This window comes from Pseudonocardia cypriaca (assembly GCF_006717045.1).
Classification (GTDB): Bacteria; Actinomycetota; Actinomycetes; order Mycobacteriales; family Pseudonocardiaceae; genus Pseudonocardia; species Pseudonocardia cypriaca.
This window is the reverse complement of sequence record NZ_VFPH01000002.1, coordinates 1,406,593-1,426,780: the sequence shown is the minus strand read 5'-3', so window position 1 is coordinate 1,426,780 and position 20,188 is coordinate 1,406,593. Positions and strand designations below refer to the sequence as shown.

The 20,188-nt window shown below is 73.6% G+C and carries 26 protein-coding genes; 13 read left to right on the top strand and 13 right to left on the bottom strand.

Annotated elements, in window-relative coordinates; genetic code table 11:
• Nucleotides 1-37: 37 nt before the first annotated feature.
• The 7 genes from FB388_RS24420 to era all read left to right on the top strand — a co-directional run bounded on the left by FB388_RS24420 (nucleotide 38) and on the right by era (nucleotide 5,639).
• Nucleotides 38-727: a FadR/GntR family transcriptional regulator gene (locus FB388_RS24420; RefSeq protein ID WP_142104510.1), complete on the top strand. Its 690-nt coding sequence runs from the start codon at nucleotides 38-40 to the stop codon at nucleotides 725-727.
• 17 nt (nucleotides 728-744) lie between these two features.
• Nucleotides 745-1,200, top strand: a complete 456-nt coding sequence (locus tag FB388_RS24415; RefSeq protein ID WP_142104509.1) for an ATP-binding cassette domain-containing protein — start codon at nucleotides 745-747, stop codon at nucleotides 1,198-1,200.
• A 70-nt stretch (nucleotides 1,201-1,270) separates the two neighbouring features.
• Nucleotides 1,271-1,807 (top strand): rRNA maturation RNase YbeY, encoded by a 537-nt coding sequence (gene ybeY, locus FB388_RS24410; protein WP_142104508.1) that lies wholly within the window; start codon nucleotides 1,271-1,273, stop codon nucleotides 1,805-1,807.
• A gap of 11 nt (nucleotides 1,808-1,818) precedes the next feature.
• Nucleotides 1,819-3,171 (top strand): hemolysin family protein, encoded by a 1,353-nt coding sequence (locus tag FB388_RS24405; protein ID WP_142104507.1) that lies wholly within the window; start codon nucleotides 1,819-1,821, stop codon nucleotides 3,169-3,171.
• Nucleotides 3,155-3,508 carry a cytidine deaminase gene (locus tag FB388_RS24400; protein ID WP_142104506.1) on the top strand — a complete coding sequence of 118 codons (354 nt, stop codon included), beginning with the start codon at nucleotides 3,155-3,157 and terminating at the stop codon, nucleotides 3,506-3,508. The genes FB388_RS24405 and FB388_RS24400 overlap by 17 nt, the downstream gene beginning before the upstream one ends.
• The gene (gene lhgO, locus FB388_RS24395) at nucleotides 3,505-4,725 is read left to right on the top strand and encodes an L-2-hydroxyglutarate oxidase (protein ID WP_142104505.1); all 1,221 of its coding nucleotides are present in this window, start codon (nucleotides 3,505-3,507) and stop codon (nucleotides 4,723-4,725) included. Before FB388_RS24400 ends, lhgO begins: the two co-directional genes overlap by 4 nt.
• Nucleotides 4,725-5,639: a GTPase Era gene (era, locus tag FB388_RS24390; protein ID WP_142104504.1), complete on the top strand. Its 915-nt coding sequence runs from the start codon at nucleotides 4,725-4,727 to the stop codon at nucleotides 5,637-5,639. The genes lhgO and era overlap by 1 nt, the downstream gene beginning before the upstream one ends.
• A gap of 15 nt (nucleotides 5,640-5,654) precedes the next feature.
• Here era and FB388_RS24385 read toward each other — a convergent pair whose 3' ends face one another.
• Nucleotides 5,655-6,851 (bottom strand): cytochrome P450, encoded by a 1,197-nt coding sequence (locus tag FB388_RS24385; RefSeq protein WP_142104503.1) that lies wholly within the window; start codon nucleotides 6,849-6,851, stop codon nucleotides 5,655-5,657.
• Nucleotides 6,852-6,935: 84 nt separating this feature from the next.
• On the opposite strand from FB388_RS24385, the gene FB388_RS24380 reads away from it, so the two are divergent.
• A complete protein-coding gene (locus tag FB388_RS24380) occupies nucleotides 6,936-8,012 on the top strand; it encodes a TetR/AcrR family transcriptional regulator (protein WP_142104502.1) in 1,077 nt (358 codons plus the stop codon).
• 6 nt (nucleotides 8,013-8,018) lie between these two features.
• On the opposite strand, the gene FB388_RS24375 is transcribed toward FB388_RS24380, so the two are convergent.
• A complete protein-coding gene (locus FB388_RS24375) occupies nucleotides 8,019-8,795 on the bottom strand; it encodes an SDR family NAD(P)-dependent oxidoreductase (RefSeq protein WP_142104501.1) in 777 nt (258 codons plus the stop codon).
• Between the two features lie 71 nt (nucleotides 8,796-8,866).
• Between FB388_RS24375 and FB388_RS24370 the strand changes: the two genes are divergently transcribed.
• Nucleotides 8,867-9,301, top strand: a complete 435-nt coding sequence (locus FB388_RS24370) for a MerR family transcriptional regulator (RefSeq protein WP_142104500.1) — start codon at nucleotides 8,867-8,869, stop codon at nucleotides 9,299-9,301.
• A 7-nt stretch (nucleotides 9,302-9,308) separates the two neighbouring features.
• Here FB388_RS24370 and FB388_RS24365 read toward each other — a convergent pair whose 3' ends face one another.
• Nucleotides 9,309-10,109, bottom strand: coding sequence for a HugZ family pyridoxamine 5'-phosphate oxidase (locus FB388_RS24365; protein ID WP_211362202.1), 801 nt, complete (start codon nucleotides 10,107-10,109; stop codon nucleotides 9,309-9,311).
• An 81-nt stretch (nucleotides 10,110-10,190) separates the two neighbouring features.
• Between FB388_RS24365 and recO the strand changes: the two genes are divergently transcribed.
• Nucleotides 10,191-10,931: a DNA repair protein RecO gene (gene recO / locus FB388_RS24360; protein WP_142104499.1), complete on the top strand. Its 741-nt coding sequence runs from the start codon at nucleotides 10,191-10,193 to the stop codon at nucleotides 10,929-10,931.
• 952 nt (nucleotides 10,932-11,883) lie between these two features.
• Here recO and FB388_RS24355 read toward each other — a convergent pair.
• The 3 genes from FB388_RS24355 to FB388_RS24345 are packed head-to-tail and all read right to left on the bottom strand — an operon-like array spanning nucleotide 11,884 to nucleotide 14,446.
• A complete protein-coding gene (locus tag FB388_RS24355) occupies nucleotides 11,884-12,528 on the bottom strand; it encodes a response regulator (protein ID WP_142104498.1) in 645 nt (214 codons plus the stop codon).
• The gene (locus FB388_RS24350) at nucleotides 12,519-13,649 is read right to left on the bottom strand and encodes a sensor histidine kinase (protein ID WP_246122353.1); all 1,131 of its coding nucleotides are present in this window, start codon (nucleotides 13,647-13,649) and stop codon (nucleotides 12,519-12,521) included. Before FB388_RS24350 ends, FB388_RS24355 begins: the two co-directional genes overlap by 10 nt.
• A 5-nt stretch (nucleotides 13,650-13,654) precedes the next feature.
• On the bottom strand, nucleotides 13,655-14,446 hold the full coding sequence (locus FB388_RS24345; protein ID WP_142104497.1) for a DedA family protein: 792 nt from the start codon (nucleotides 14,444-14,446) through the stop codon (nucleotides 13,655-13,657).
• Between the two features lie 96 nt (nucleotides 14,447-14,542).
• Here FB388_RS24345 and FB388_RS24340 point away from each other — a divergent pair, with 96 nt between their 5' ends.
• Both FB388_RS24340 and FB388_RS24335 read left to right on the top strand, forming a co-directional pair.
• Nucleotides 14,543-15,328, top strand: a complete 786-nt coding sequence (locus FB388_RS24340) for an isoprenyl transferase (protein ID WP_142104496.1) — start codon at nucleotides 14,543-14,545, stop codon at nucleotides 15,326-15,328.
• Nucleotides 15,325-15,726, top strand: coding sequence for a hypothetical protein (locus FB388_RS24335; RefSeq protein ID WP_170225813.1), 402 nt, complete (start codon nucleotides 15,325-15,327; stop codon nucleotides 15,724-15,726). Before FB388_RS24340 ends, FB388_RS24335 begins: the two co-directional genes overlap by 4 nt.
• A gap of 9 nt (nucleotides 15,727-15,735) precedes the next feature.
• Here the strand turns inward: FB388_RS24335 and FB388_RS24330 are convergent, their stop codons facing one another.
• The 3 genes from FB388_RS24330 to FB388_RS24320 all read right to left on the bottom strand — a co-directional run bounded on the left by FB388_RS24330 (nucleotide 15,736) and on the right by FB388_RS24320 (nucleotide 16,850).
• The gene (locus FB388_RS24330) at nucleotides 15,736-15,921 is read right to left on the bottom strand and encodes a DUF1918 domain-containing protein (RefSeq protein WP_142104495.1); all 186 of its coding nucleotides are present in this window, start codon (nucleotides 15,919-15,921) and stop codon (nucleotides 15,736-15,738) included.
• A gap of 108 nt (nucleotides 15,922-16,029) precedes the next feature.
• Nucleotides 16,030-16,452 carry a Fur family transcriptional regulator gene (locus FB388_RS24325; RefSeq protein WP_142104494.1) on the bottom strand — a complete coding sequence of 141 codons (423 nt, stop codon included), beginning with the start codon at nucleotides 16,450-16,452 and terminating at the stop codon, nucleotides 16,030-16,032.
• Entirely contained in the window at nucleotides 16,452-16,850 is a 399-nt protein-coding gene (locus FB388_RS24320; RefSeq protein WP_142104493.1) for an ArsR/SmtB family transcription factor, read from the bottom strand. The genes FB388_RS24325 and FB388_RS24320 overlap by 1 nt, the downstream gene beginning before the upstream one ends.
• Nucleotides 16,851-16,947: 97 nt before the next feature.
• On the opposite strand from FB388_RS24320, the gene FB388_RS24315 reads away from it, so the two are divergent.
• A complete protein-coding gene (locus FB388_RS24315) occupies nucleotides 16,948-17,262 on the top strand; it encodes an antibiotic biosynthesis monooxygenase family protein (protein WP_142104492.1) in 315 nt (104 codons plus the stop codon).
• On the opposite strand, the gene FB388_RS24310 is transcribed toward FB388_RS24315, so the two are convergent.
• The 4 genes from FB388_RS24310 to FB388_RS24295 form a co-directional block, all read right to left on the bottom strand.
• Nucleotides 17,259-18,440, bottom strand: coding sequence for a winged helix DNA-binding domain-containing protein (locus FB388_RS24310; protein ID WP_170225812.1), 1,182 nt, complete (start codon nucleotides 18,438-18,440; stop codon nucleotides 17,259-17,261). The two genes, FB388_RS24315 and FB388_RS24310, sit on opposite strands and share 4 nt — an antisense overlap.
• A gap of 32 nt (nucleotides 18,441-18,472) precedes the next feature.
• The gene (locus FB388_RS24305) at nucleotides 18,473-19,096 is read right to left on the bottom strand and encodes an SRPBCC family protein (RefSeq protein ID WP_142104490.1); all 624 of its coding nucleotides are present in this window, start codon (nucleotides 19,094-19,096) and stop codon (nucleotides 18,473-18,475) included.
• Nucleotide 19,097: 1 nt separating this feature from the next.
• Nucleotides 19,098-19,448: an ArsR/SmtB family transcription factor gene (locus tag FB388_RS24300; RefSeq protein ID WP_142104489.1), complete on the bottom strand. Its 351-nt coding sequence runs from the start codon at nucleotides 19,446-19,448 to the stop codon at nucleotides 19,098-19,100.
• Nucleotides 19,449-19,844: 396 nt separating this feature from the next.
• Nucleotides 19,845-20,108 (bottom strand): hypothetical protein, encoded by a 264-nt coding sequence (locus FB388_RS24295; protein ID WP_142104488.1) that lies wholly within the window; start codon nucleotides 20,106-20,108, stop codon nucleotides 19,845-19,847.
• Between the last annotated feature and the right edge of the window lie 80 nt (nucleotides 20,109-20,188).

The following is a 20,188-nucleotide window of genomic DNA, read 5'->3' as shown; positions in this document are numbered from 1 at the left end:
GCCGCGGAGCCTGCTGGGACCCGGGACGGAGACGGTGTTGGCGGTACGCGCGGTACAGCGCCGCTCGCTGGTCGAGCAGGCGACCAGCGAGCTGCAGCGCCTGCTCGCGTCCGGCGAGTGGCCGGTCGGCAGTCGGGTGCCCGGCGAACTGGCGCTGAGCAAGCAGCTGGGGGTGAGCAGGCCGACGGCGCGCGAGGCGATGCGCGCACTGGTCGCGATCGGTCAGCTCGAGACCCGGCACGGCGTCGGGACGGTCGTCGTCTCGGCAACCCCGCTGCCCGCGCTGGAACAGAGCCTTCGACGGGCCGCGATCGCCGAGGTGTACGAGGTGCGGGCCGGGCTCGAGGTCGAGGCGGCCAAGCTCGCGGCCCGGCGCAGGACCGCGGAGGACGTGGAGCGGATACGAGCCGCCCTCGCGAAGCGGGACGCGGCTGCGTCGCCGGTCGCGCTGGTCGAAGCCGATCTGGAGTTCCACACCGCGGTCGTCGCGGCCGCCCACAACGACGTGCTCTCCGAGGTCTTCGGATCGTTCCTCGGGGCACTGCGCAGCGCCGCGAACGATCTCGTCGCGGACGCGGGCCTGCGCACCCGGGCCGAGCTGGAGGACTCCGACGGCGCCCACAGGGCGCTCGCCGATGCGATCGCCGATGGCGACGTCGACGCCGCTGCCGCAGCCACGGAGCGGAACGTGCACACCACGCTCGAGAGACTTCGGGCCGAGTCGTAGATCTTGGATCGGTCGAGATGAACAACAGCCGTCCGTCGGAGACGGGTCCGGTGCTGCGCGTCGACGAGGTCGACGTGGTCCGCGAGGGCCGCGCCCTCCTGAGGCGCATCTCGGTGACGGTGCAGCGCGGGGAGCACTGGGCGGTGCTGGGGCCGAACGGCGCGGGGAAGAGCACGCTGCTGCGCCTCCTCGGTGCGCAGTGGCACCCCACGCGGGGCACGGTGGAGGTGCTCGCGCAGCACCACCCCGACCTCGCGACCGTCCTGGTGACCCACCACCTCGAGGAGATCCCCGGCGTGGCCACCCACGCGCTGCTGCTGCGGCAGGGGGACTGTTGCGCTGCGGGTCCCATCGACGACGTGGTCACGTCGGCGGCGGTCAGCCATTGCTTCGACCACCCGCTCACGGTGCAGCGTTCCTCCGGTCGCTGGTCGGTCCGCAGCGGCGCCCAGCGGGCACCGACGCGCGTCTGACCGCGCTCCGGTCGTTCCGGACCACGGTCTACGCTTGATGTATTGCCGGCGTAGATGAGCAGGGGAAATCGTGTCGATCGAGGTGTGCAACGAGTCGGGCGTGCCCGTCGACGAGTCGCTCTTGGCCTCGGTGGCGCGCTTCTCCCTCGATGCGATGCACGTCAACCCCGCGGCCGAGCTGTCGATCCTCGTCGTGACCGAGGAGGTCATGAGCGAGCTGCACGAGCGCTGGATGGACGAGCCGGGGCCCACCGACGTCCTGTCGTTCCCGATGGACGAGCTGGTGGAGGAGTCGCGGCGGCCCGACGCGCCCGACACCGGCCCCGCACTGCTCGGCGACATCGTGCTCTGCCCCGACTTCGCCAAGGCGCAAGCCCGCAAGGCCGGGCACTCCCTCGCCGACGAGATGCACCTGCTCACCGTGCACGGGGTGCTGCACCTGCTCGGCTACGACCACGCCGAGCCGGAGCAGGAGCGGGAGATGTTCGGCCTGCAGGGCAAGCTGCTGGGCGACTGGCAGGCCGCCCGCCGGCAGGCCGCGGCCCAGGCCGCCCGGCACCGCAGCGACTCCGCGGTGCTCGGCACAGCGGGCCTAGAGGACTCCTGATCGCTCCGACCATGGACGGCACCCTCCCGCTGATCGTCACCGCGATCCTGCTGGTCCCGCTCGCCGGGCTGTTCGCAGCCGCCGACGCCGCCCTCAACACGGTGTCCCGCGCCCGCGTCGATGCGCTCGTGCGCGCAGGCCGCCCCGGCTCGCGCGCGCTCGCCGCCGTCGCCGCCGACCGCCCGCGCCACGTCAACCTGCTCCTGCTGCTGCGGCTCGCCGCCGAGACGGCCGCCACCGTGCTGCTGGCGATCGCGCTGATCCAGCTCTTCGACCGCGACTGGGCGGGTGGGCTCACCGCCGCCGCGATCATGGTGGTGGTCAGCTACGTGCTCATCGGCGTCGGTCCGCGCACCCTCGGGCGCCAGCACCCCTACCGCATCGGCATGCTCGTCGCGGCGCCCGTCCGGGCGCTCGCCACGCTCCTCGGCCCGCTGACCAAGCTGCTGATCCTCGTCGGCAATGCGATCACCCCCGGGCAGGGCTTCCGGCAGGGGCCGTTCTCGTCCGAGGTCGAGCTGCGCGAGCTCGTCGACATGGCCAGCACCAGCGGCGTCGTCGACGAGGACGAGCGCCAGATGATCCACTCGGTGTTCGAGCTGGGCGACACGCTCGTGCGCGAGGTGATGGTGCCGCGCCCGGACGTCGTGTGGACCGACCGCGACACCCCCGTGGAGAAGGTGCTGCGGCTCGCCCTGAAGAGCGGTTACTCCCGCATCCCGGTGCTCGGCGAGAACATCGACGACATCATCGGCGTCGCCTACCTCAAGGACCTCGTGCGCGCCCAGGTCGAGACGCCGGACGCCCCACTGGCCGACGTGATGCGGCCCGCGGTGCTCGTGCCCGACACGAAGCGGGTGGACGAGCTGCTGAAGGAGATGCAGGCCGCGCGCAACCACATGGCGATCGTGGTGGACGAGTACGGCGGCACCGCGGGCGTCGTCACCATCGAGGACATCCTCGAGGAGATCGTCGGGGAGATCACCGACGAGTACGACACCGAGGAGGTGCCCGACGTCCAGGAGCTGGACGAGGGCCGGCTCCGGGTGTCGGCGCGCCTCCCGGTGGAGGACCTCCTCGAACTGTTCGGTGGCCCCGACGGCCCGGCCGGGCAGGAGGACGACCTGAGCGAGGTCCTCGCCGCCGCCGACGTCGACACCGTCGGCGGTCTGCTCGCCCAGCAGCTCGGCCGCGTGCCGCTGCCCGGCGCCGAGACCGAGGTGGCCGGGCTGCGGTTGCTGGCCGAGGGGGGCAAGGACGCCCGCGGGCGGGTACGCATCAACACGGTCCTCGTGGAGCCCGTCGAGGAACCGGAATCCGACGACGGCGCACGGCTGGAGGAGAGCGATGCCCGACCTGGGTGACCCGGAGGACGCGAAGATCGTGACGCTGGCGCGGTCCGCCCGCGCGCGCACCGGCGCAGCGGAGGGGGCCGCCGTCCGCGACACGGACGGGCGCACCTACGCCGCCGCCACCGTCGCGCTGCCGTCGCTCACGCTCACCGCGCTGCAGGCCGCGGTGGCGGCCGCGGTGTCCAGCGGGGCACCGGGGCTGGAGGCGGCCGCCGTCGTCACCGGGTCGGACTCCGTCGACGCCGACTCGCTCGCCGCCGTCCGCGACCTCGCGCCCACCGCGCACGTCCTGCGCGCCGACCCGTCGGGCGCCGTCGTCGAGACCCTCACAGCGGAGACCGCCTCATGACCACCCCCTCGTTCGACGTCGTCGTGGTCGGCGGCGGCATCGTCGGCCTCGCCACCGCGCACGCAGTGGTCCGCACCGGGCGGTCCGTCGCCGTCGTCGAGCGCGAGCCGCAGCTCGCCCGCCACCAGACGGGCAACAACTCCAACGTCATCCACTCCGGGCTCTACTACGCCCCGGGCGGCTACAAGGCTCGGCTGGCGGTGGCCGGGTGCGCCGAGACCGTGGCGTTCTGCCGCGCCCACGACCTGCCGCACGAGGTCACCGGCAAGCTGGTGGTCGCCACCGAGCCGGAGGAGCTGCCGCGGATGGCGGAGCTCAAGCGGCGCGGCGATGCCAACGGCGTGGAGAACCACGAGCTGGACCAGGCCGGGATGCGCGAGCACGAGCCGCACGTCCGCGGCATCGCCGCCCTGTACGTCCCGTCCACCGGCATCACCGACTACCGGGCGATCGCGGAGAAGCTCGGCGAGCTCGTCGCCAAGGAGGGCGGCGAGATCCACCTCGGCCGGCCGGTGCACCAGATCGCCCGGCGGGCCGACGACGTCGTCGTGCGCACCGCCACCGGCGACCTGCTGGGCAAGCAGGTCGTCGTGTGCGCCGGGCTGCGCTGCGACGAGGTCGCCAAGGCGGCAGGCGCCGACCCCGGCGTGCGGATCATCCCGTTCCGCGGCGAGTACTCCGGCTTCAGCGACCGCGCCGCGGGGCTGGTCAAAGGGCTGATCTACCCGGTGCCCGACCCGGCGTTCCCGTTCCTGGGCGTCCACGCCACCCGCGGCATCGACGGGCACGTGCACGCCGGCCCGAACGCGGTGCTCGCGCTCGCCCGCGAGGGCTACTCGTGGGGCGTGGTCAAGCCGAAGGAGCTCCTGCAGACCATCACCTACCCGGGCATGGTCAAGGTTGCGAAGCGCCACTGGAAGTACGGGTTCGGCGAGATGCACCGGTCGCTGTCGCGCGCGGCGATGGTCAAGCAGATCCAGCGGCTGCTGCCCGACGTCCGTGCGGAGGACCTGCACCGCGCGGGCGCAGGGGTGCGCGCCCAGGCCGTGAAGCCCGACGGCACGCTGGTCGACGACTTCCTGTTCGTCGAACAGGGGAAGGGAGCCGGCTCCGTGCTGCACGTGCTCAACGCGCCATCGCCCGCGGCCACCGCTGCGCTGCCGATCGGCCGGGAGATCCTCGAGAAGCTCACCGGCGAGACGGTCGCGCCGCTGTGATGGAGTTCGCGCAGGTCCCCGAGGGTTTCCGATCCGGCTTCGCGTGCTTCGTGGGCCGGCCGAACGCGGGCAAGTCCACGCTGACGAACTCGCTGATCGGGCAGAAGATCGCGATCACGTCCAGCCGTCCGCAGACCACGCGGCACGCCATCCGCGGCATCCTGCACCGCGAGGACGCGCAGCTCGTCGTCGTCGACACGCCCGGCCTGCACAAGCCGCGCACGCTGCTGGGCAGCCGCCTCAACGACGTCGTGCGCGAGACGTGGGCCGAGGTCGACGTGATCGGCTTCTGCGTGCCGGCCGACCAGCCGGTGGGCCGCGGCGACGAGTTCATCGTGAACGAGCTGCGCTCGGTGGCCGGCCGCACCCCGGTGCTGGGCATCGTCACGAAGACCGACAAGGCGCAGCCCGACCAGATCGCCGAGCGGCTCACGCAGCTGTCGGGCCTGATGAGTTTCGCCGAGGTCGTGCCGTGCTCGGCCGTCGACGGGTTCCAGGTCGGCCTGCTCGCCGACCTGCTCGTCGCCCGACTCCCCGAGGGGCCGCCGCTGTACCCCGACGGTGAGCTCACCGACGAGCCGGAGGAGACGCTCGTCGCGGAGCTGATCCGCGAGGCCGCCCTCGAGGGCGTGCGCGACGAGCTGCCCCACTCGATCGCCGTCGTGATCGAGGAGATGATGCCCCGCGAGGGCCGCGACGACCTCCTGGACGTGCACGCCTACATCTACGTCGAGCGGTCCAGCCAGAAGGGCATCGTGATCGGCAAGGGCGGCGCCCGGCTGCGTCAGGTCGGCGCAGACGCGCGCCGCCAGATCGAGGCGCTGCTCGGCACGAGGATCTACCTCGACCTGCACGTGAAGATCGCGAAGGACTGGCAGCGGGACCCGAAGCAGCTGCGCAAGCTGGGCTTCTGAGGGCGGGCGCGCCCGTCAGAGCGTGACGGGCAGCGCGGCCGGCCGCCAGGTGCCACCGTCGGGAGCCCGCCGCACCTCCTCCTGCGGCACCGCCAGCGCGAGGCCGGGGGCGCGGCGCAGGAGCGCCGTCAGCGCGACCTGGGTCTGGATCCGGGCGAAGGCGGCGCCGAGGCAGAAGTGCGGCCCGTGGGCGAACCCGAGGTGGCTCGCCGCACCGGTGCGGGTGATGTCGAGCGTGTCGGGGTCGGCGAACACCCGAGGATCCCGGTTGACGGCCGGGAGCACGGCGGTGACCAGGTCGCCCTTCGCGATCGGCACGCCGGCCAGCTCGCCGTCCTGCGCCGCGAGGCGGGGGATCGTCAGCAGCTGGGGGCTGCACCAGCGGATCAGCTCCTCGACGGCCCGGGGCGCCAGCCCGGGATCGGCGCGGAGCGCGGCGAGCTGGTCGGGGTGCGCGAGCAGCGCCTCCACGGAGTTGGCGATGAGGTTGCTCGGGGTCTGCCCGGCGAGGACGAGCAGCCAGACGAGCGCGACGAGCTCGACGTCGGTGAGCCGGTCGCCGTCCTCGTCGTGGATGCGGACGAGGTCGGAGACGATGTCGTCGAGCGGCTCGCGCCTGCGGGCCTCCACCGCCGCCTCGGCGTCGCGGATGATCTCGGGGAACGCCGCGGCGAACACCGCACCGGCACCGGCCGAGATCGCGGCCCCGTACCCGCGCCACCGCGGCCGGTCCTCGGCCGGGATGCCTACGAGCTCGCACATCACCGCCATCGGCAGGGGGTGCGCGACGCGGGTGAGCAGGTCGGCGGGGCCATCCGCGGCGTGCTCGGCCAGGTCGTCGAGGAGCTCGTCGACGATCCGCTCGATCCGGGGCCGGAACTCGGCGGCCCGCCGTGCGGTGAACGCAGGGGCCACCAGCTTGCGCAGCCGGACGTGCTTCGCGCCCTCCATCTCCTGCACGGTGTGCAGGTAGGGCCGTAGCTCGTCGGAGACCTCGAGGCGGAAGGCGTAGCTCGCGGGGCTGAGTGCGAAGCGCGCCGGATCGGCGAGCATCGCCCGAGCCTCGACGTGGCGCAGCACCCCCCACATCGGCGGCATGCCCGGCGCCCGCAGCCGGGCCAGCGGCGAGCGCTCCCGGGCCGGGGCGTAGGCGGTGAACGGGTCGTTCAGCACCGCCGGGTCGGTGAGGTCGATCTCGGGCAGGGCGAGCACGGCTCCTCCAGATGTTCGGACCAGATGTTCACATCATCTGAATGGTGACCGTAGCATTCCCATCGGACGACCGACGGGAGGGCGATGGCTCGGCTCACGAGGGCCCAGGCGCAGGAGCGCACGCGCGAGCGGGTGCTGGCGGCGGCGCGCACCGAGTTCCTCGAACGCGGGTTCCGCGACGCCAAGATCGACATCATCGCCGAGCGCGCCGAGCTGACCCGCGGCGCCGTCTACTCGAACTTCCCGGGCAAGCGGGCCCTCTACCTCGCCGTGCTCGCCGCCGAGGCGGAGCGGGCCCCGATCCCGCAGGTGGTTCCCGGCACCACGGCGCGCACGGCACTCGGCGCCTTCGCCAGGGCGTGGGTCGGGCGGCTCCCCCTCGCCACGGACGACCCCGACGGCACGACGCCGCTGGGAGCCGACCTCGTGCCGGAGGTGCTGGCCGACGAGCGCATGCGCACCCCGTTCGCCCAGCTCATGGCGCTCGACGCGATCCTGCTCGGGCTCGCGCTCGAGCAGGTGGACGGACCGTCGGGCGCGGGCCGCCGGGTACGCGCGGCCGAGGTCGCGCTCACCACGCTGCACGGGGCGGGCCAGCTGGCCGCCGCCGCGCCCGGCTTCGCCGACCCGTTCGACGTCGTCACCGCCTGCGAAGGGCTCGCCGACCTCGAGCTCGGCAGCGGACGGGGTGACGAGTGGGCCCCGCCCCACCTGCCGTACGTGCCCCATGCCCGCCCGGCCGGCCGGGCGTGGGAGCCGCCCGCCGCCGTGGACGCCGTGCGGGAGGCGCCGGCCCGCCTGGCCGACGACGGCGTCGTCGCGGTGCTCGGGCTGCACCGGCTCGTTGCCGTAGAGGAGGCGGTGCGGGCGGCGCCGCCCGGGTCGGTCGTCACCGCGGTGCTGGTCTCCGGCGAGCCCGGCGAGCTGGCCTCGCTCGCGCGGCTCGTGGTCGCTGACGTCTGCCGCTGCATCCGGCCGGCGTTCCCCGAGTCGGCGTGGCCCCGGCTGCAGGTGGTGCACGACGAGACGGGCGCCGTCGCGGCGGCGGCGGGTGAGCGGGTGGTCAGCGACGCCACCGAGGCGGCCGTCCGGATCGCGGGCGGCCGGATCGTGGCTCAGGCCGAGGGGCGGGGCGCCTGCCACGCCGCCGCGTCGGCCTGACGTCGGTCACGTCGTCTTCACCATCCCGCCGTCGATCACCAGCTCCGACCCGCTCATGTTGGGCACCCGCCCGGAGGCGAGGAACGTCACGAGCGCCGCGATCTCATCCGGCTCGGTGAACCGGCCGGTCGTCACCCCGAGCATCGCCGGGAGCCGGTCGGGGACGTCCTCCGGGGCGATGCCCGCCCGCCGCGCGAGCGCGTCCCCTGGGCCGCCCTCGGACCGCCACACGTCGGTCCACACCGGGCCGGGGGAGATGGTGTTCACCCGCAGGCCACGGCCGGCGAACTCCTCGGCGAGCGCCTTGCCCAGGTTCGACAACGCCGCCTTGGCGGCCGACAGGGCGACCAGGCGCGGCTGCGCCAGGCGGGCGTTGATCGAACCGATGTTGATCACCGCTCCCCGGCGCTCCAGGAGGCTCGGGAGCGCCTCCCGCGTCGCGCGGACGGTCGACAGGAACGCCAGGTCGAACGTGTGCCGCCACCCGTCGTCGTCGAGCTCCAGGAAGCCACCGGCTGGTGTCGAGGTGCCCGCGACGTTGTTGACGAGCAGGTCGACCCCGCCGTGCCGGTCGATCGCGTGCCGCACGAGCAGCGCGGGCCCCTCCGGGGTCGAGAGGTCCACCTCGAGCGCGTCCGGTGCGACGGCGCGCAACACGTCGGTCACGGTGCGGCTGCCGGCGACCACGGTGAACCCGTCCTCGACGAGCGCCCGCGCGATCGCGAGCCCGATCCCCCTCCCCGCCCCGGTGACCACTGCCACGCGCGTCCCGTTCCTCGTCACCAGATCCTCCAGCCGCTCGCACACGATCTCTTTCCACAGCGAGCCTGCAGGTTGAACTACGGTTCACGTCAATGGCCGGACTGTCGATCTCCGAGCTGCGGGCCCGCACCGGGCTGGCCGCCTCTGCGCTGCGCTTCTACGAGCGCAAAGGCCTCCTGCGTGCCAGCGGGCGCGTGGGAGGCAAACGGTTCTACGACGAGGGCGCCGTCGAGCGGGTCGCGTTCATCGACCTGCTCAAGCTGGCCGGGTTCACCCTGTCCGAGATCGCGGCGATCGTCCCCCCGACCGGCGGAACCGCACCCGGCTGGCGAGCGATCGCGATGGCGAAGCTGCGGCAGCTCGACGACCGCGTCCGCGAGATCGAGCGGGCCCGAACAGCGCTGCGCAACATGCTCGGCGCCCCGCACGACCGTCTCGACGAGTGCCCCGAGCACCTCCGGATCCTCCGCGCGCACGCCGAGGAGCTCGCCACCGCGGCGAGCAGCACGACGCGGCGTCCCACCTGAACCGGAACTAGGCGGCGCGCGCCCGCCGCAGTAGCTCGATCATCGCCTTCCGGACGGAATCCGGCGTGTCGGTGGGTTCGTCGAACGGCAGCCGCACGGCCGTCTCCTGGCCGTCCGGCTCGTCGGCGGCGAGCACGGCGAAGCCGTAGCGGTCGACGCCCACCATCCGCGCCTGTGCCGTGCCGGGCCGGTCGGCGAACTTGCGGCAGAACAGGACCAACGCGTCGGCGTGGTCGTCGTTCATGTGCGCGATGATCCGCTCGGCGTGCGGGCGCAGCGGGTCGGGCTCCGCCGCCGCGTAGCTCGCGGCGTCCACCCAGCTCATGCGGCCGAAGCCGCCCACGTACCGGACCGACTCGACCTCCAGCCGGTAGAGCCGGAAGTCGGCGAACCCGGCGTAGAACGCGCCGGGCTGGGTCGCCTGGTAGATCTCGAGGGCAGCGGCGCGCTCGTCGCCCGCGAGCTCCCCGACGCGGCCGATCACCGTGACCCTGGCCAGCGCCAGCGGGTCGCCGGCACCCGCCTCGGTGGCCATCAGCGACGCCCTCGGGTCGGCTGCGAGGTTGCGGGTGTGCTCGGCCAGGTCGCTGAGCAGCAGCAACGGCCGTCCCTGCCCGTCGACCGCGTGCGAGACGAGCGAGCCGAACGGGAACCCGCCCTCACCGATCGTGGCGAGCGAGCCGGTGCGGACGGCGCCGATCAGCGTGCGGGAGCGTTCGGCGTCGCTGGGCTCTCCGCGCACCCCCGGGGTCGCGGCGAGAGTGCGCTGGGCCTCGGCGCGCTGGTGCTCGGGCACGACGTGGGTCAACTGACCTCCTCGGTCGGGTTAGGGTGACCTCACCCGGTGTGGGGAGGCGGTGTCAAGCCGGAACGGCCGTAGGCTTGCCCGGTGACCCTGTGGCGTGACACCGGCGTGGTGCTGCGGGTGCAGAAGCTCGGCGAGGCAGACCGCATCGTCACGCTGCTCACCCGCCGCCGCGGCAAGGTGCGCGCGGTCGCGAAGGGCGTGCGGCGCACCCGGTCCCGCTGGGGGGCGCGGCTGGAGCCGTTCAACCACGTCGACGTGCAGTGCTACACGGGCCGCTCGCTGGACATCGTCACGCAGGCCGAGACCGTCGACGCGTTCGGCGCCGGCATCATCTCCGACTACTCCCGCTACACCACCGGCTGCGCGATGCTGGAGACGGCCGACCGGCTCGTCGCAGAGGAGGGCGAGCCGGCGCTGCGCGTGTACCTGCTGCTCGTGGGCGCGGTGCGGGCGCTCGCCGGCCACGAGCGCGACCCGTCGCTCGTGCTCGACGCGTTCCTGCTGCGCGCGATGACCCACGCCGGATGGGCGCCCGCGATCTCCGAGTGCGCCCGCTGCGCCGAGCCCGGCCCGCACGCCGCGTTCAACATCGCCGCCGGGGGAGCGGTGTGCCCCCGCTGCCGCCCTCCCGGCTCTGTGCGCCCGTCGCGGGAGACGTTCGCGCTGCTCGACGCGCTGCTGCACGGCGACTGGGACACCGCCGACACCGCCACCAGCGTCACCCGCCGCGACACCAGCGGCCTCGTGGCCGCCCACCTGCAGTGGCACATGGAGCGGCAGCTGCGGTCCTTGCCGCTGGTGGAGCGGCGGGCGATGACCTAGACGCTCGTTGAGCGTGCACATCGCGCGGTGTCGGTGCACGTGGCCGGCGGTGTGTGTCGTGGCGGGAAGGTGTGCACGGTGGCCGGCTACGTTCCGCGGAACGCACAGCGCGGTGCCGTCCTGGTGGGAAACCGTTCCGGTGGGCGCGCCGTTCCCGGCTCGGACCTCCCGGCCTCACCTATCCGCCCCCGGCTGCTGGTGTGGTCGATCCGGTTCGCCTCGCCCCGCACCTACCGCGGCGGCTGGCTTGGGTCCACTACCGAATTCCGTGGTTGCGCTGGCGGCCGTCCCCGACGCGGGGGCACGGCGGTTCCCGACGAGCGCGCGACTCGGGTGCCACGCAACCGGCTGTGGTCCCGTTCCCACCCAACAACCCCTGCCATCCGGGCGTGATCAGGTGCAGACGCCCCGTCCCTGGACTGGTCCGGCCTGACCGTGCGCGGATGGGCTGGGGTGTGAGGGTCGGGACCACAGCAGGTCGCGTGGCACCCAACCGCGGCGGTCTCGTCCCCGACTGCCGTGCCCCCAAGCCGGGGACGGCCGCCCACGCAACCACAGAATTCGGTAGTTGACCCAACCCAGCCACCCCCACCAGCCGAAGGGATCGACGGGAACCGGGGGGAACACCCGAGAGGCCGACAACGGGGCCGGGCGCCGAGAGGCCCGAGCCGGGAACGGCGCGCCCACCGGCGGGTTCTGTGGCAAGGCCGACCCGACGGGAATCAACCAGAGCCGCAGGGACCATGATCCGAACTGGCGGTTGTCCATGGCTGCCGGCACGACCATGGACGCCCGATACAGCGGATCATGCCCACCAAGATCGCGTGCATCGGTTGCCCATGGCTGCCGCCACAGCAGTAGCGAACCGCTACACCGGATCATGCCGCGACCACCCGGCAAGAGCGCCGAACATCCGTGATCACAGCAGCTGCCTGTGCGTCGTACTACCAGGTCACGAACCCAGGTACCGCAGCACCGCGAGCACCCGCCTGCTGTACCCCGCCGTCTCCGGGATGCCCAGCTTCCCGAAGATCGAGGCGACGTGCTTCTCCACGGCGCTGACCGACATCCGCAGCCGCTCCGCGGTGCCGGCGTTGGTGAGCCCCTCGGCCATCGCGTCGAGCACGTCGCGCTCGCGCGGGGTGAGGCGGGCGAGCGGGTCGGCCCGCCGGCCGGCCGCGAGCAGCTGGCGCACCACCTCCGGGTCGAACGCCGCGCCGCCCGCGCCGACCCGCTCCAGGGCGTCCAGGAACTCCCCGACCTGCGCCACCCGGTCCTTCAGCAGGTAGCCGACGCGGCCGCCGTCGTCGCCGATCAGCTGTGCGGTGTGCCGGCGCTCGACGTACTGCGACAGTACGAGCACCCCCACCTGCGGCCACCGGCGGCGGATCTCCAGCGCCGCGACGACACCCTCGTCGCTGTGGGTGGGCGGCATCCGCACGTCGGCGACGACCACGTCGGGCTGCTCGCGCTCGAGCGCGCCGAGCAGAGCGCGGGCGTCGGCGACCGCGGCCAGCACCTCGTGGCCCTCGTCGACGAGCAGGCGGACGAGGCCATCGCGCAGCAGTGCGGAGTCCTCGGCGATCATCACGCGCACGGCAGCTCCGCGGTGACTGCGGTCGGCCCACCCGGCGGGCTGGCCACGCTGAACTCGCCGTCGGCTGCGGCGACGCGGCGGGCCAACCCCGCGAGGCCGCCGCCTGCCGGGTCGGCGCCGCCGCGGCCGTCGTCGCGGACGGCGGCGTGCAGGCGGCCATCCACCATCGCCACCTCCACGTCCACGCGCAGCGCTCCCGAGTGCTTGGCGGCGTTCGTCACCGCCTCGCTGATCACGAACCAGGCCGCGGCGCGCACGGTAGCGGGCGGCTCGACGGGCAGGTCGCAGTGGATGCGGACCGGCAGGGGTGCCCGCTCGGCCACCGACTCCAGCGCGGCCGCGAGGCCACCGGTGTCCAGCGCGGCCGGGTAGACGCGCCACGACACGTCGCGCAGCTCCACGAGCGCGCGCTGGGCCTCGTCGTGGGCCTGCGCGACGAGCTCGTCGGCGCGGTCGGGATGGCGGCGCGCCCTGCCCAGGAGCATGCCGAGCGCGACGAGGCGCTGCTGCACACCGTCGTGGAGGTCGCGCTCGATGCGGCGGCGCTCGTCGTCGACGGCCGCGACGATCGCGTCCCGGGTGCGCGAGAGCTCCTCGACGCGACGGGTGAGCTGCTCCTCGCGCGAAGGCGCGAGCAGCCGGCCGAGCAGCGTGCGTTCCCAGCGGGCCACGCCGCCGGCGCCGGCGAGCGCCAGGTAGAGCAGCACCGCGCCGGGGATCGCGTAGTAGGCGACGAGCAGGCCGCTCACGACGACGGCCGCCTCGCGCTCCATGATCCAGGGCGTCTGCGTGACCCACGAGACGAGGAGGGTGGCGGCGAAGGTCAGGCCGATGCCGAGCAGCGTGAGCACCGCCCCGCCCAGCAGCCCGACGGGGATCCGCGCGCCGAGGTAGCGCAGTGCCCGCGCGGGCGGCGGCTCCGCGTTCCCGCCCGTCCCGCCGAGCAGGGCCACGACCCGGCGGCGCTCCAGCACGGCGAGCCGCCGGGCCACCGTCTCCGCCACCGGCCGGAACGCGGGTGCCGCCATGGCCGCGGCAACCGGGAGCACGAGCAGCAGGTGCACCGCGGCCGTGCCGGCCCCGAGCGCGACGCCTGCGCCGGTGCGCGCCCACGTCCGCACCGGGGTTACCGCTGTGGCTGGTCGGGCTGCACGACCGGGAGCCGCTGGGTCGGCTGCGCCGACCACTCCGTGGACGACGGCTGGGCCGACCAGTGCCGCACCGGCTGCTGCGGCCGGGCCCGCACGACCGGGATGCGCTCGGTTGCGGCCTCGTCCGGCTCGGCGGGGACCACCTGGCGGCGGCGTCTGATCCGCATGATCACGAAGACCACCACGGCGAGCGCGATCGCCACGACCACGACCTTCGAGAGGATGCCTGCGTAGCTCTCGACGATGTGCCAGTTCTCGCCGAGCTGGTACCCGGCGACGACGAACACCGAGTTCCAGATGAGGCTGCCGGCCGCGGTGAGGGCGAGGAAGAGGCCGATGTTCATCCGCTCGACCCCGGCCGGCACCGAGATCATGCTGCGGACCAGCGGCACCATCCGTCCGAAGAACACCGCTTTCGCGCCGTGCCTCGCGAACCAGGCCTCGGCCTTGTGGATGTCGCCGACGTCGACGAGCGGCATCTTCGCGGCGATGGCGCACAGCCGGTCGCGGCCGAGCGCAGCGCCGATCCCGTACAGCACGAGTGCGCCGACGACGGAGCCGATGGTCGTCCAGATGATCGCGGCGACGAGGCTCAGCTCGCCCCGGGACGCGGCGAAGCCGGCGAGCGGCAGGAACACCTCGCTGGGCAGCGGCGGGAACACGTTCTCGAGCGCGATCGCGAGACCGACGCCGGGCGCGCCGAGCGTCTCCATCAGATCGACGACCCAACCGACGATGCCGTCGAGCTGCGGGGCGGGGGCGGTCATGATTCACACGGTAGAGGGATGGGCGGTATGCCCGGACTGGGGTGCTCGCCGGAGGGACCCTGAGGTTTCCCGCACCCCGCCCCCTAGGGTTGGTTCGTGAGCCGGTTCCAGCCCCCGCCGCCGCACCCGTCCGGTGCGCGTCCCCCGGCGATCCCGCCGGAGCTGGTTCCGCACCACGTCGCCCTGGTCATGGACGGCAACGGGCGGTGGGCCAACGCCCGCGGCCTGCCCCGGATCGAGGGCCACCGCCGCGGCGAGGCCGCCCTCATGGACGTGGCCCGCGGCGCGATCGACATCGGGGTCCGGTGGCTGTCGGCGTACGCGTTCTCCACGGAGAACTGGAAGCGCAGCCCCGACGAGGTGCGCTTCCTCATGGGCTTCAACCGGGACGTGATCCGCCGCCGCGTCGACGAGATGGACGCGATGGGCGTGCGCGTGCGCTGGGCGGGCCGACGTCCCCGGCTCTGGCGCTCGGTGATCAAGGAGCTGGAGATCGCCGAGGAGAAGACGAAGAACAACGACGTGCTGACGCTCACCATGTGCGTCAACTACGGCGGGCGGGCGGAGATCGCCGACGCGGTGAAGCAGATCGCCCGGCTGGCCGCGGATGGCCGGATCAGACCCGACAAGGTCGACGAGCGGATGATCGCCCGGTACCTCGACGAGCCGGACATGCCCGACGTCGACCTGTTCGTGCGCTCCTCGGGGGAGCAGCGCACGTCGAACTTCCTGCTCTGGCAGTCCGCGTACGCGGAGCTGGTCTTCCTCGACACGCTCTTCCCCGACTTCGACCGCCGCCACCTGTGGCAGGCGATCGAGATCTACGCCCGGCGCGACCGTCGTTTCGGCGGGGCGCTCGACACCCCGGAGGCCGCTTCGTGACCGGTGCCATCGCCGACCAGCTGGGCGTCGCGAAAGCTGCGCTGGAACGCTTCCACGACGTCACCGTCGACGACGACGGCGCCCTCACGTTCGCCCACGGCGGCGTCGTATGCGCGCTGCAGGGCCTGGACATCGAGGAGGGCCTGCCCGTCCTCAACCTCACCTGCGTGGTGGCGTGGGACCTGCCCGCCGAGTCCGACGTGCCCACGCAGGTGGCGCTCGGTGTGGGCGAGGGCCTGTTCGGCAGCGCGCGTGTGATCCCCGGCAGCGCGGGTTGGGACGTGACGTGGCGCTACGCGTTCCCGGCTTCCGGGCTCGACGAGAAGGCGATGGGCACGCTGCTGATGCTCGTGGTGAGCGGGGCCTCCAGCCTGCGTGCTGCGCTGCTGCCCGGGTAGTGGTGCCGCTCAGCCCTGCGACGTGACGTGCGCGCCCGCGCCGGGCTGGAAGACCGACTCGTGGCCGTCCTCCCAGCGCACCCGGTAGCACTTCCGGTCGCCGGAGCCGATCACTTCGAGGACCTCGCCCTCGCGCCGCCCCTGGTCGACGATCGTGCCCTCGACGACGATGTGGTCGCCCGCTTTGGCCTCCATCGGCAGGTCATCCCCTCTCGACTCGGGCTGAGCCCCGATGCTCCCGCAGCGGGGGGCCGGGGTCCAGGGGCCGTCAGGGTCGGAGGGCTGCTGCGTGGGCTCTCGGCCTCAGCGCGCGGCGCCGCAGTCCTTGCAGAGCCCGAAGACCTCGGCCGTGTGGCTCAGCTCCACGAACCCGTGGTCCTCGGCCACCCGCTGCGCCCAGGTCTCGACGGCAGGGCCCTCGATCTCGACGGTGTGCCCGCAGCGGCGGCAGACGAGGTGGTGGTGGTGCTCCGCGGAGGCGCAGCGGCGGTAGACGGCCTCGCCCGAGCCGGTGCGCAGCACGTCGACCTCACCGCCGTCGGCGAGGGTCTGCAGCGTGCGGTAGACGGTGGTGAGGCCGATTCCCTCACCGGCGCGGCGCAGCTCCTCGTGGATCTCCTGGGCGGAGCGGAAGTCCTCGAGCCGGTCCAGCAGCGCCGACACCGCCGCCCGCTGTCGGGTGGCGCGCAGCGCTCTCGTCGTGACCCCGTTGGTCCCGGTGTCCATCACCCCTCCTCCACGTGCGCGACCGCGTCGACCACGATGTGTGCGAGGTGGTCGTCGACCAGGGAGTAGACCACCTCGCGTCCGCGGCGCTCGCCGTGCACCACCCCGGCCGACTTGAGTACCCGAAGGTGCTGGCTGATGAGCGGCTGGGCGACCGCGAGCGCATCGACGAGGTCGTGGACGCAGCGGTCGGACTCCAGGAGCTGCAGCACGATCGCGATGCGCACCGGGGCGGCCAGCGCGCGCAGCAGGTCGCCCGCGGCCGCGAGCGTGCGCGGGGTGCGCACCGGCGCTGGCGTGCTGCGGGGCCGGCCGGCCGCGTGCTCGGCGTGATCGTCGGTGGGCGGCCCGGCGTCGGCGGCTCGGCCGGCGGGCCCCGCACCTGCGACGATCGACATCAGCGTCCCCATCCCCGGGAGCGGCGGCCGCGCTCCCCGGTCGGTCGTGCGTGCGGGCCGCACCTCCATCGTAGGCGCGTGGTGGAAGGGTGGGGCCGTGCTGCTCGTCTGCCGGTTCACCACCAGCCCCGACCTCCTCTCCCGCGCCCGGAGGGCGCTGGAACTGCTCACCGCCGCGGACGGGTGTCTCGGCGGTGAGCTGGGGCGTTCCGTCGACGAGTCCGACCGCTGGGTGCTGACCGTCCGGTTCTCCTCTGTGGACGCCTACCGGCGCGCCCTCTCCCCGTTCCCGGTGCGCGAGCACGTGGTGCCGCTGCTGTCGGAGGCCATCGCGGACGAGCCTGCGACGTTCGAGACGCTCGTGACGGCCGAGGCGGGCACGGCGCGGACGCACCGCAGCCTGCTGGCCTAGGCGCGCAGCTCGGCCTGGAGCGGCGCCGGGAACCGCGGTGTGAAGCGGACCTCTCCCAGCAGCCGCTCCAGCTCGTGGGCCTTGCGTTCGACCTCGGCGTGCCGCTCGGCGCCGATGTCCTCGAGCACCCGCAGGGCGATGGTGCCGTCGGTGCGCTGCACCCACCCGCCGACGATCCGGCCGTCCACCCAGATCGTCGGGCCGCCGTTGCCGTTGCGGTCGAAAAGGAGCGGCCCGTGCACCGGGTCGAGGTGGAAGTCGCGCTGCTTCCAGCCCATCGTCGACGGGTCGAGCCCGGGCAGCAGCGCCACGGAGGGCTCGGCGGTCGCGGCCGGCTCGACGTCGTCGGGCAGCACGTAGCCGGGCCCCTCGGCCAGCTCGACCTCGACGGCGCCCACGTCGTCGAGCGCCCGCTTGGTGGTGGCGACCGTCCAGCCGGCCCACCACTGCAGGTCGGCCCGGGTGCCGGGTCCGTACGCCCGCAGCCAGGAGCGGGCGAGCGCCGCCGCGGCCGTGCGCGGGTCGAGCGGCTCGGAGAACACCGGCGCCCATGCCGCCGTCGCGGCCCACCGGTACTGCCCGTTGATCCACGTGCCGGTTGGCCTGGCCCGCAGCACCCGGCCCTCGAACCCGAGCACCAGCAGCAGCCGCGAGTGTGCCGCCATCTCCGCGACCTGCCGCCCGGTGCCGATCCTGATCGGCACGGCGAGGTGTGGCACCAGCTTCCCCAGGTCGCGGGCGCTCAACGGCCCCTTGTCGGCGAGGACGTCGAGGATCTCGGTGGACGCCGCGTCGACCCACCGCTCCGGGTCGGGCCCGACCCCGGCCCCCGTCACGGCGTCGAGCAGCAGCTTCCGTTGCCGGGCCAGCAGCGTGACGGTGGACGAGTGGTGCGCCGCCCTCGCGAGGTCGTGCCCGAACACCCAGAGCGTGCGCCGCATGGCGTGGTGGCGCACCAGCGACCGCTCCGCGTACAGCGCATCGTCGGCCGCTGGCAGGACCGGGTGGCGCATCCGCGCCGCCACCGAGAGGTGCACGGTGACGGGGTCGGTGGAGTGCAGCCCGGAGAGCGCGTCGGCGATGGCGACGACGTCGTCGGTGCGGGTCCCGGCTGTGAGGAGGTGGCGCGCGGCAAGCCGGTTCCGCCGCTCGGCGACGTCGATGTGTCGAACATGCACGCCGGTCAGCGTGGCACGCCCGAGCGCGCGGTTCAGGCGGTGTACGCCCCGACGGTGCGGTCGGCCGCCGCCCGGGCGGCCTCGGGGTCGGCGCCGCCCGCCACATCGGCCTCGTACCAGCGATCCCCGGCCGCGGCGAGGAACCGCTTCGCCTCGTCCGACGCCCACCAACCGGCGTGGTCCTGGTCGTTGGTGACCGCGCCCGTGGCCAGGTGCAGGGCCAGCGCCGCGAGAGCCATGTCGTACCCGAGCCCGACCGCGCCCGGCCCGTACAGGTTCCAGTGCTCCTCGGGGTGGGCGATGTGGTCCAGCTCGAAGCGCGAACCGCCGCCGGGCTCGGGGGAGAGGCGCACCTCGACCCAGCTGACCCCGCCGCCGAACTCCCACGTGAGCGAGAAGCTCTTGGGCGGGTCGCAGCGTTCGACGGTGCCGCTCGCATTGCCCTCGATCTGGTAGCGCCCGCCGAGCCGCAGCTCCCCGGAGACCGGGGCGAACCAGCGCGCGAGGCGCTCGGAGGTCGTGCAGGCCACCCAGAGGTCCTCGACGTCGGTGTCGTAGGCCTGGCTGATCGTCACGACCTTGGCCTCGCGGCCGTCGCGCTCCCTGCTGCCGACCATGCGGCTCACCGCGCTGATCTGCGGGTCGATGTCGAACATGTCACTCCTCGGGGTCGTCGTGGCGCAACCTGCGCTCGCGCTTGCCGCGCTCGATCTCGGTGGCCAGTGCGGCCAGGCGAGGGGTCCAGATCCGGCGGAAGCGCCCCAGCCACGCGTCGACGTCCTGCAGCGGCTCGGGCCGCACGGCGTAGAGCCTGCGGGTGCCCTCGGCCCGCACGGACGCGAAGCCGCTGTCCCGCAGCACCTTGAGGTGCTGCGACACAGCGGGCTGGGAGATGCCGAACTCCGCGCGGACGACTGCGGTGACCGCACCCGAGGTCTGCTCGCCGTCGGCGAGGAGCTCGAGGATCCGGCGGCGGACCGGGTCGCCGAGGACGTCGAACGCGTGCACGGGGCTCAAGCTACAGCTGGCACTTATATAAGTCCAGTCTTTCCCTCGGTGCCCGTGCCGTGCTCGGTCAAGGCCTTCCGTCGCAAGGTCTGCCCTTTCCGGGGCTCCTGGCGGCGCCGCGCATTGTGCGGGGCCGCCCCTCACAGCTCAAGGGCGCCTGCGGCGTCGCTTCGCGAGCGCTGCGCGCCCCTTGACCTGTGAGCCTCTGCGGCCCCTGGGGCATGCGGTGGGGGCAGGCCGGGGGCCTGCCCCTTGGGCGCGCGGCGCCGCCAGGAGGCCGGTGTCGGCGATCTCTTTGCCGTCGCGCACCGGGTTTGTGTTCGCGCACCCCTTGTCGGTCCAGGCAGCCGGTCGACGGGCAGCGTGGGACGAGAACGGGTGCGTGAACCTTGCGGATCACCGCGAGCAGTACACGACGGCCTCGCCCGCGACCCTGGCGTGCTCCTCGCGCCGATCAGCCTGACCCGCGACCCGGCTCGCGCCCCATGATCGGTGTTTCGGCGCGTTCCCGGCTTGTTTTCGCCGGCTTTGCGCCGAAGCCTTGATCATGGTGGTGAGACCGGCCTTCGGTGGCGCCGCGCGCAGGAAGGGGCGGCCCCGCAGGATGCGCGGCGCCACCGAAGGCCCGGTGGGGTGGGCCTCGGAAATGTGCGGCGCCATGGAAGGCTCCCCACGAGCAGGGCGTTCACCGCGTTCCGCGGAACGCGGGGCCGCCCACGTCCGCGCTGAGATCAGCAGCG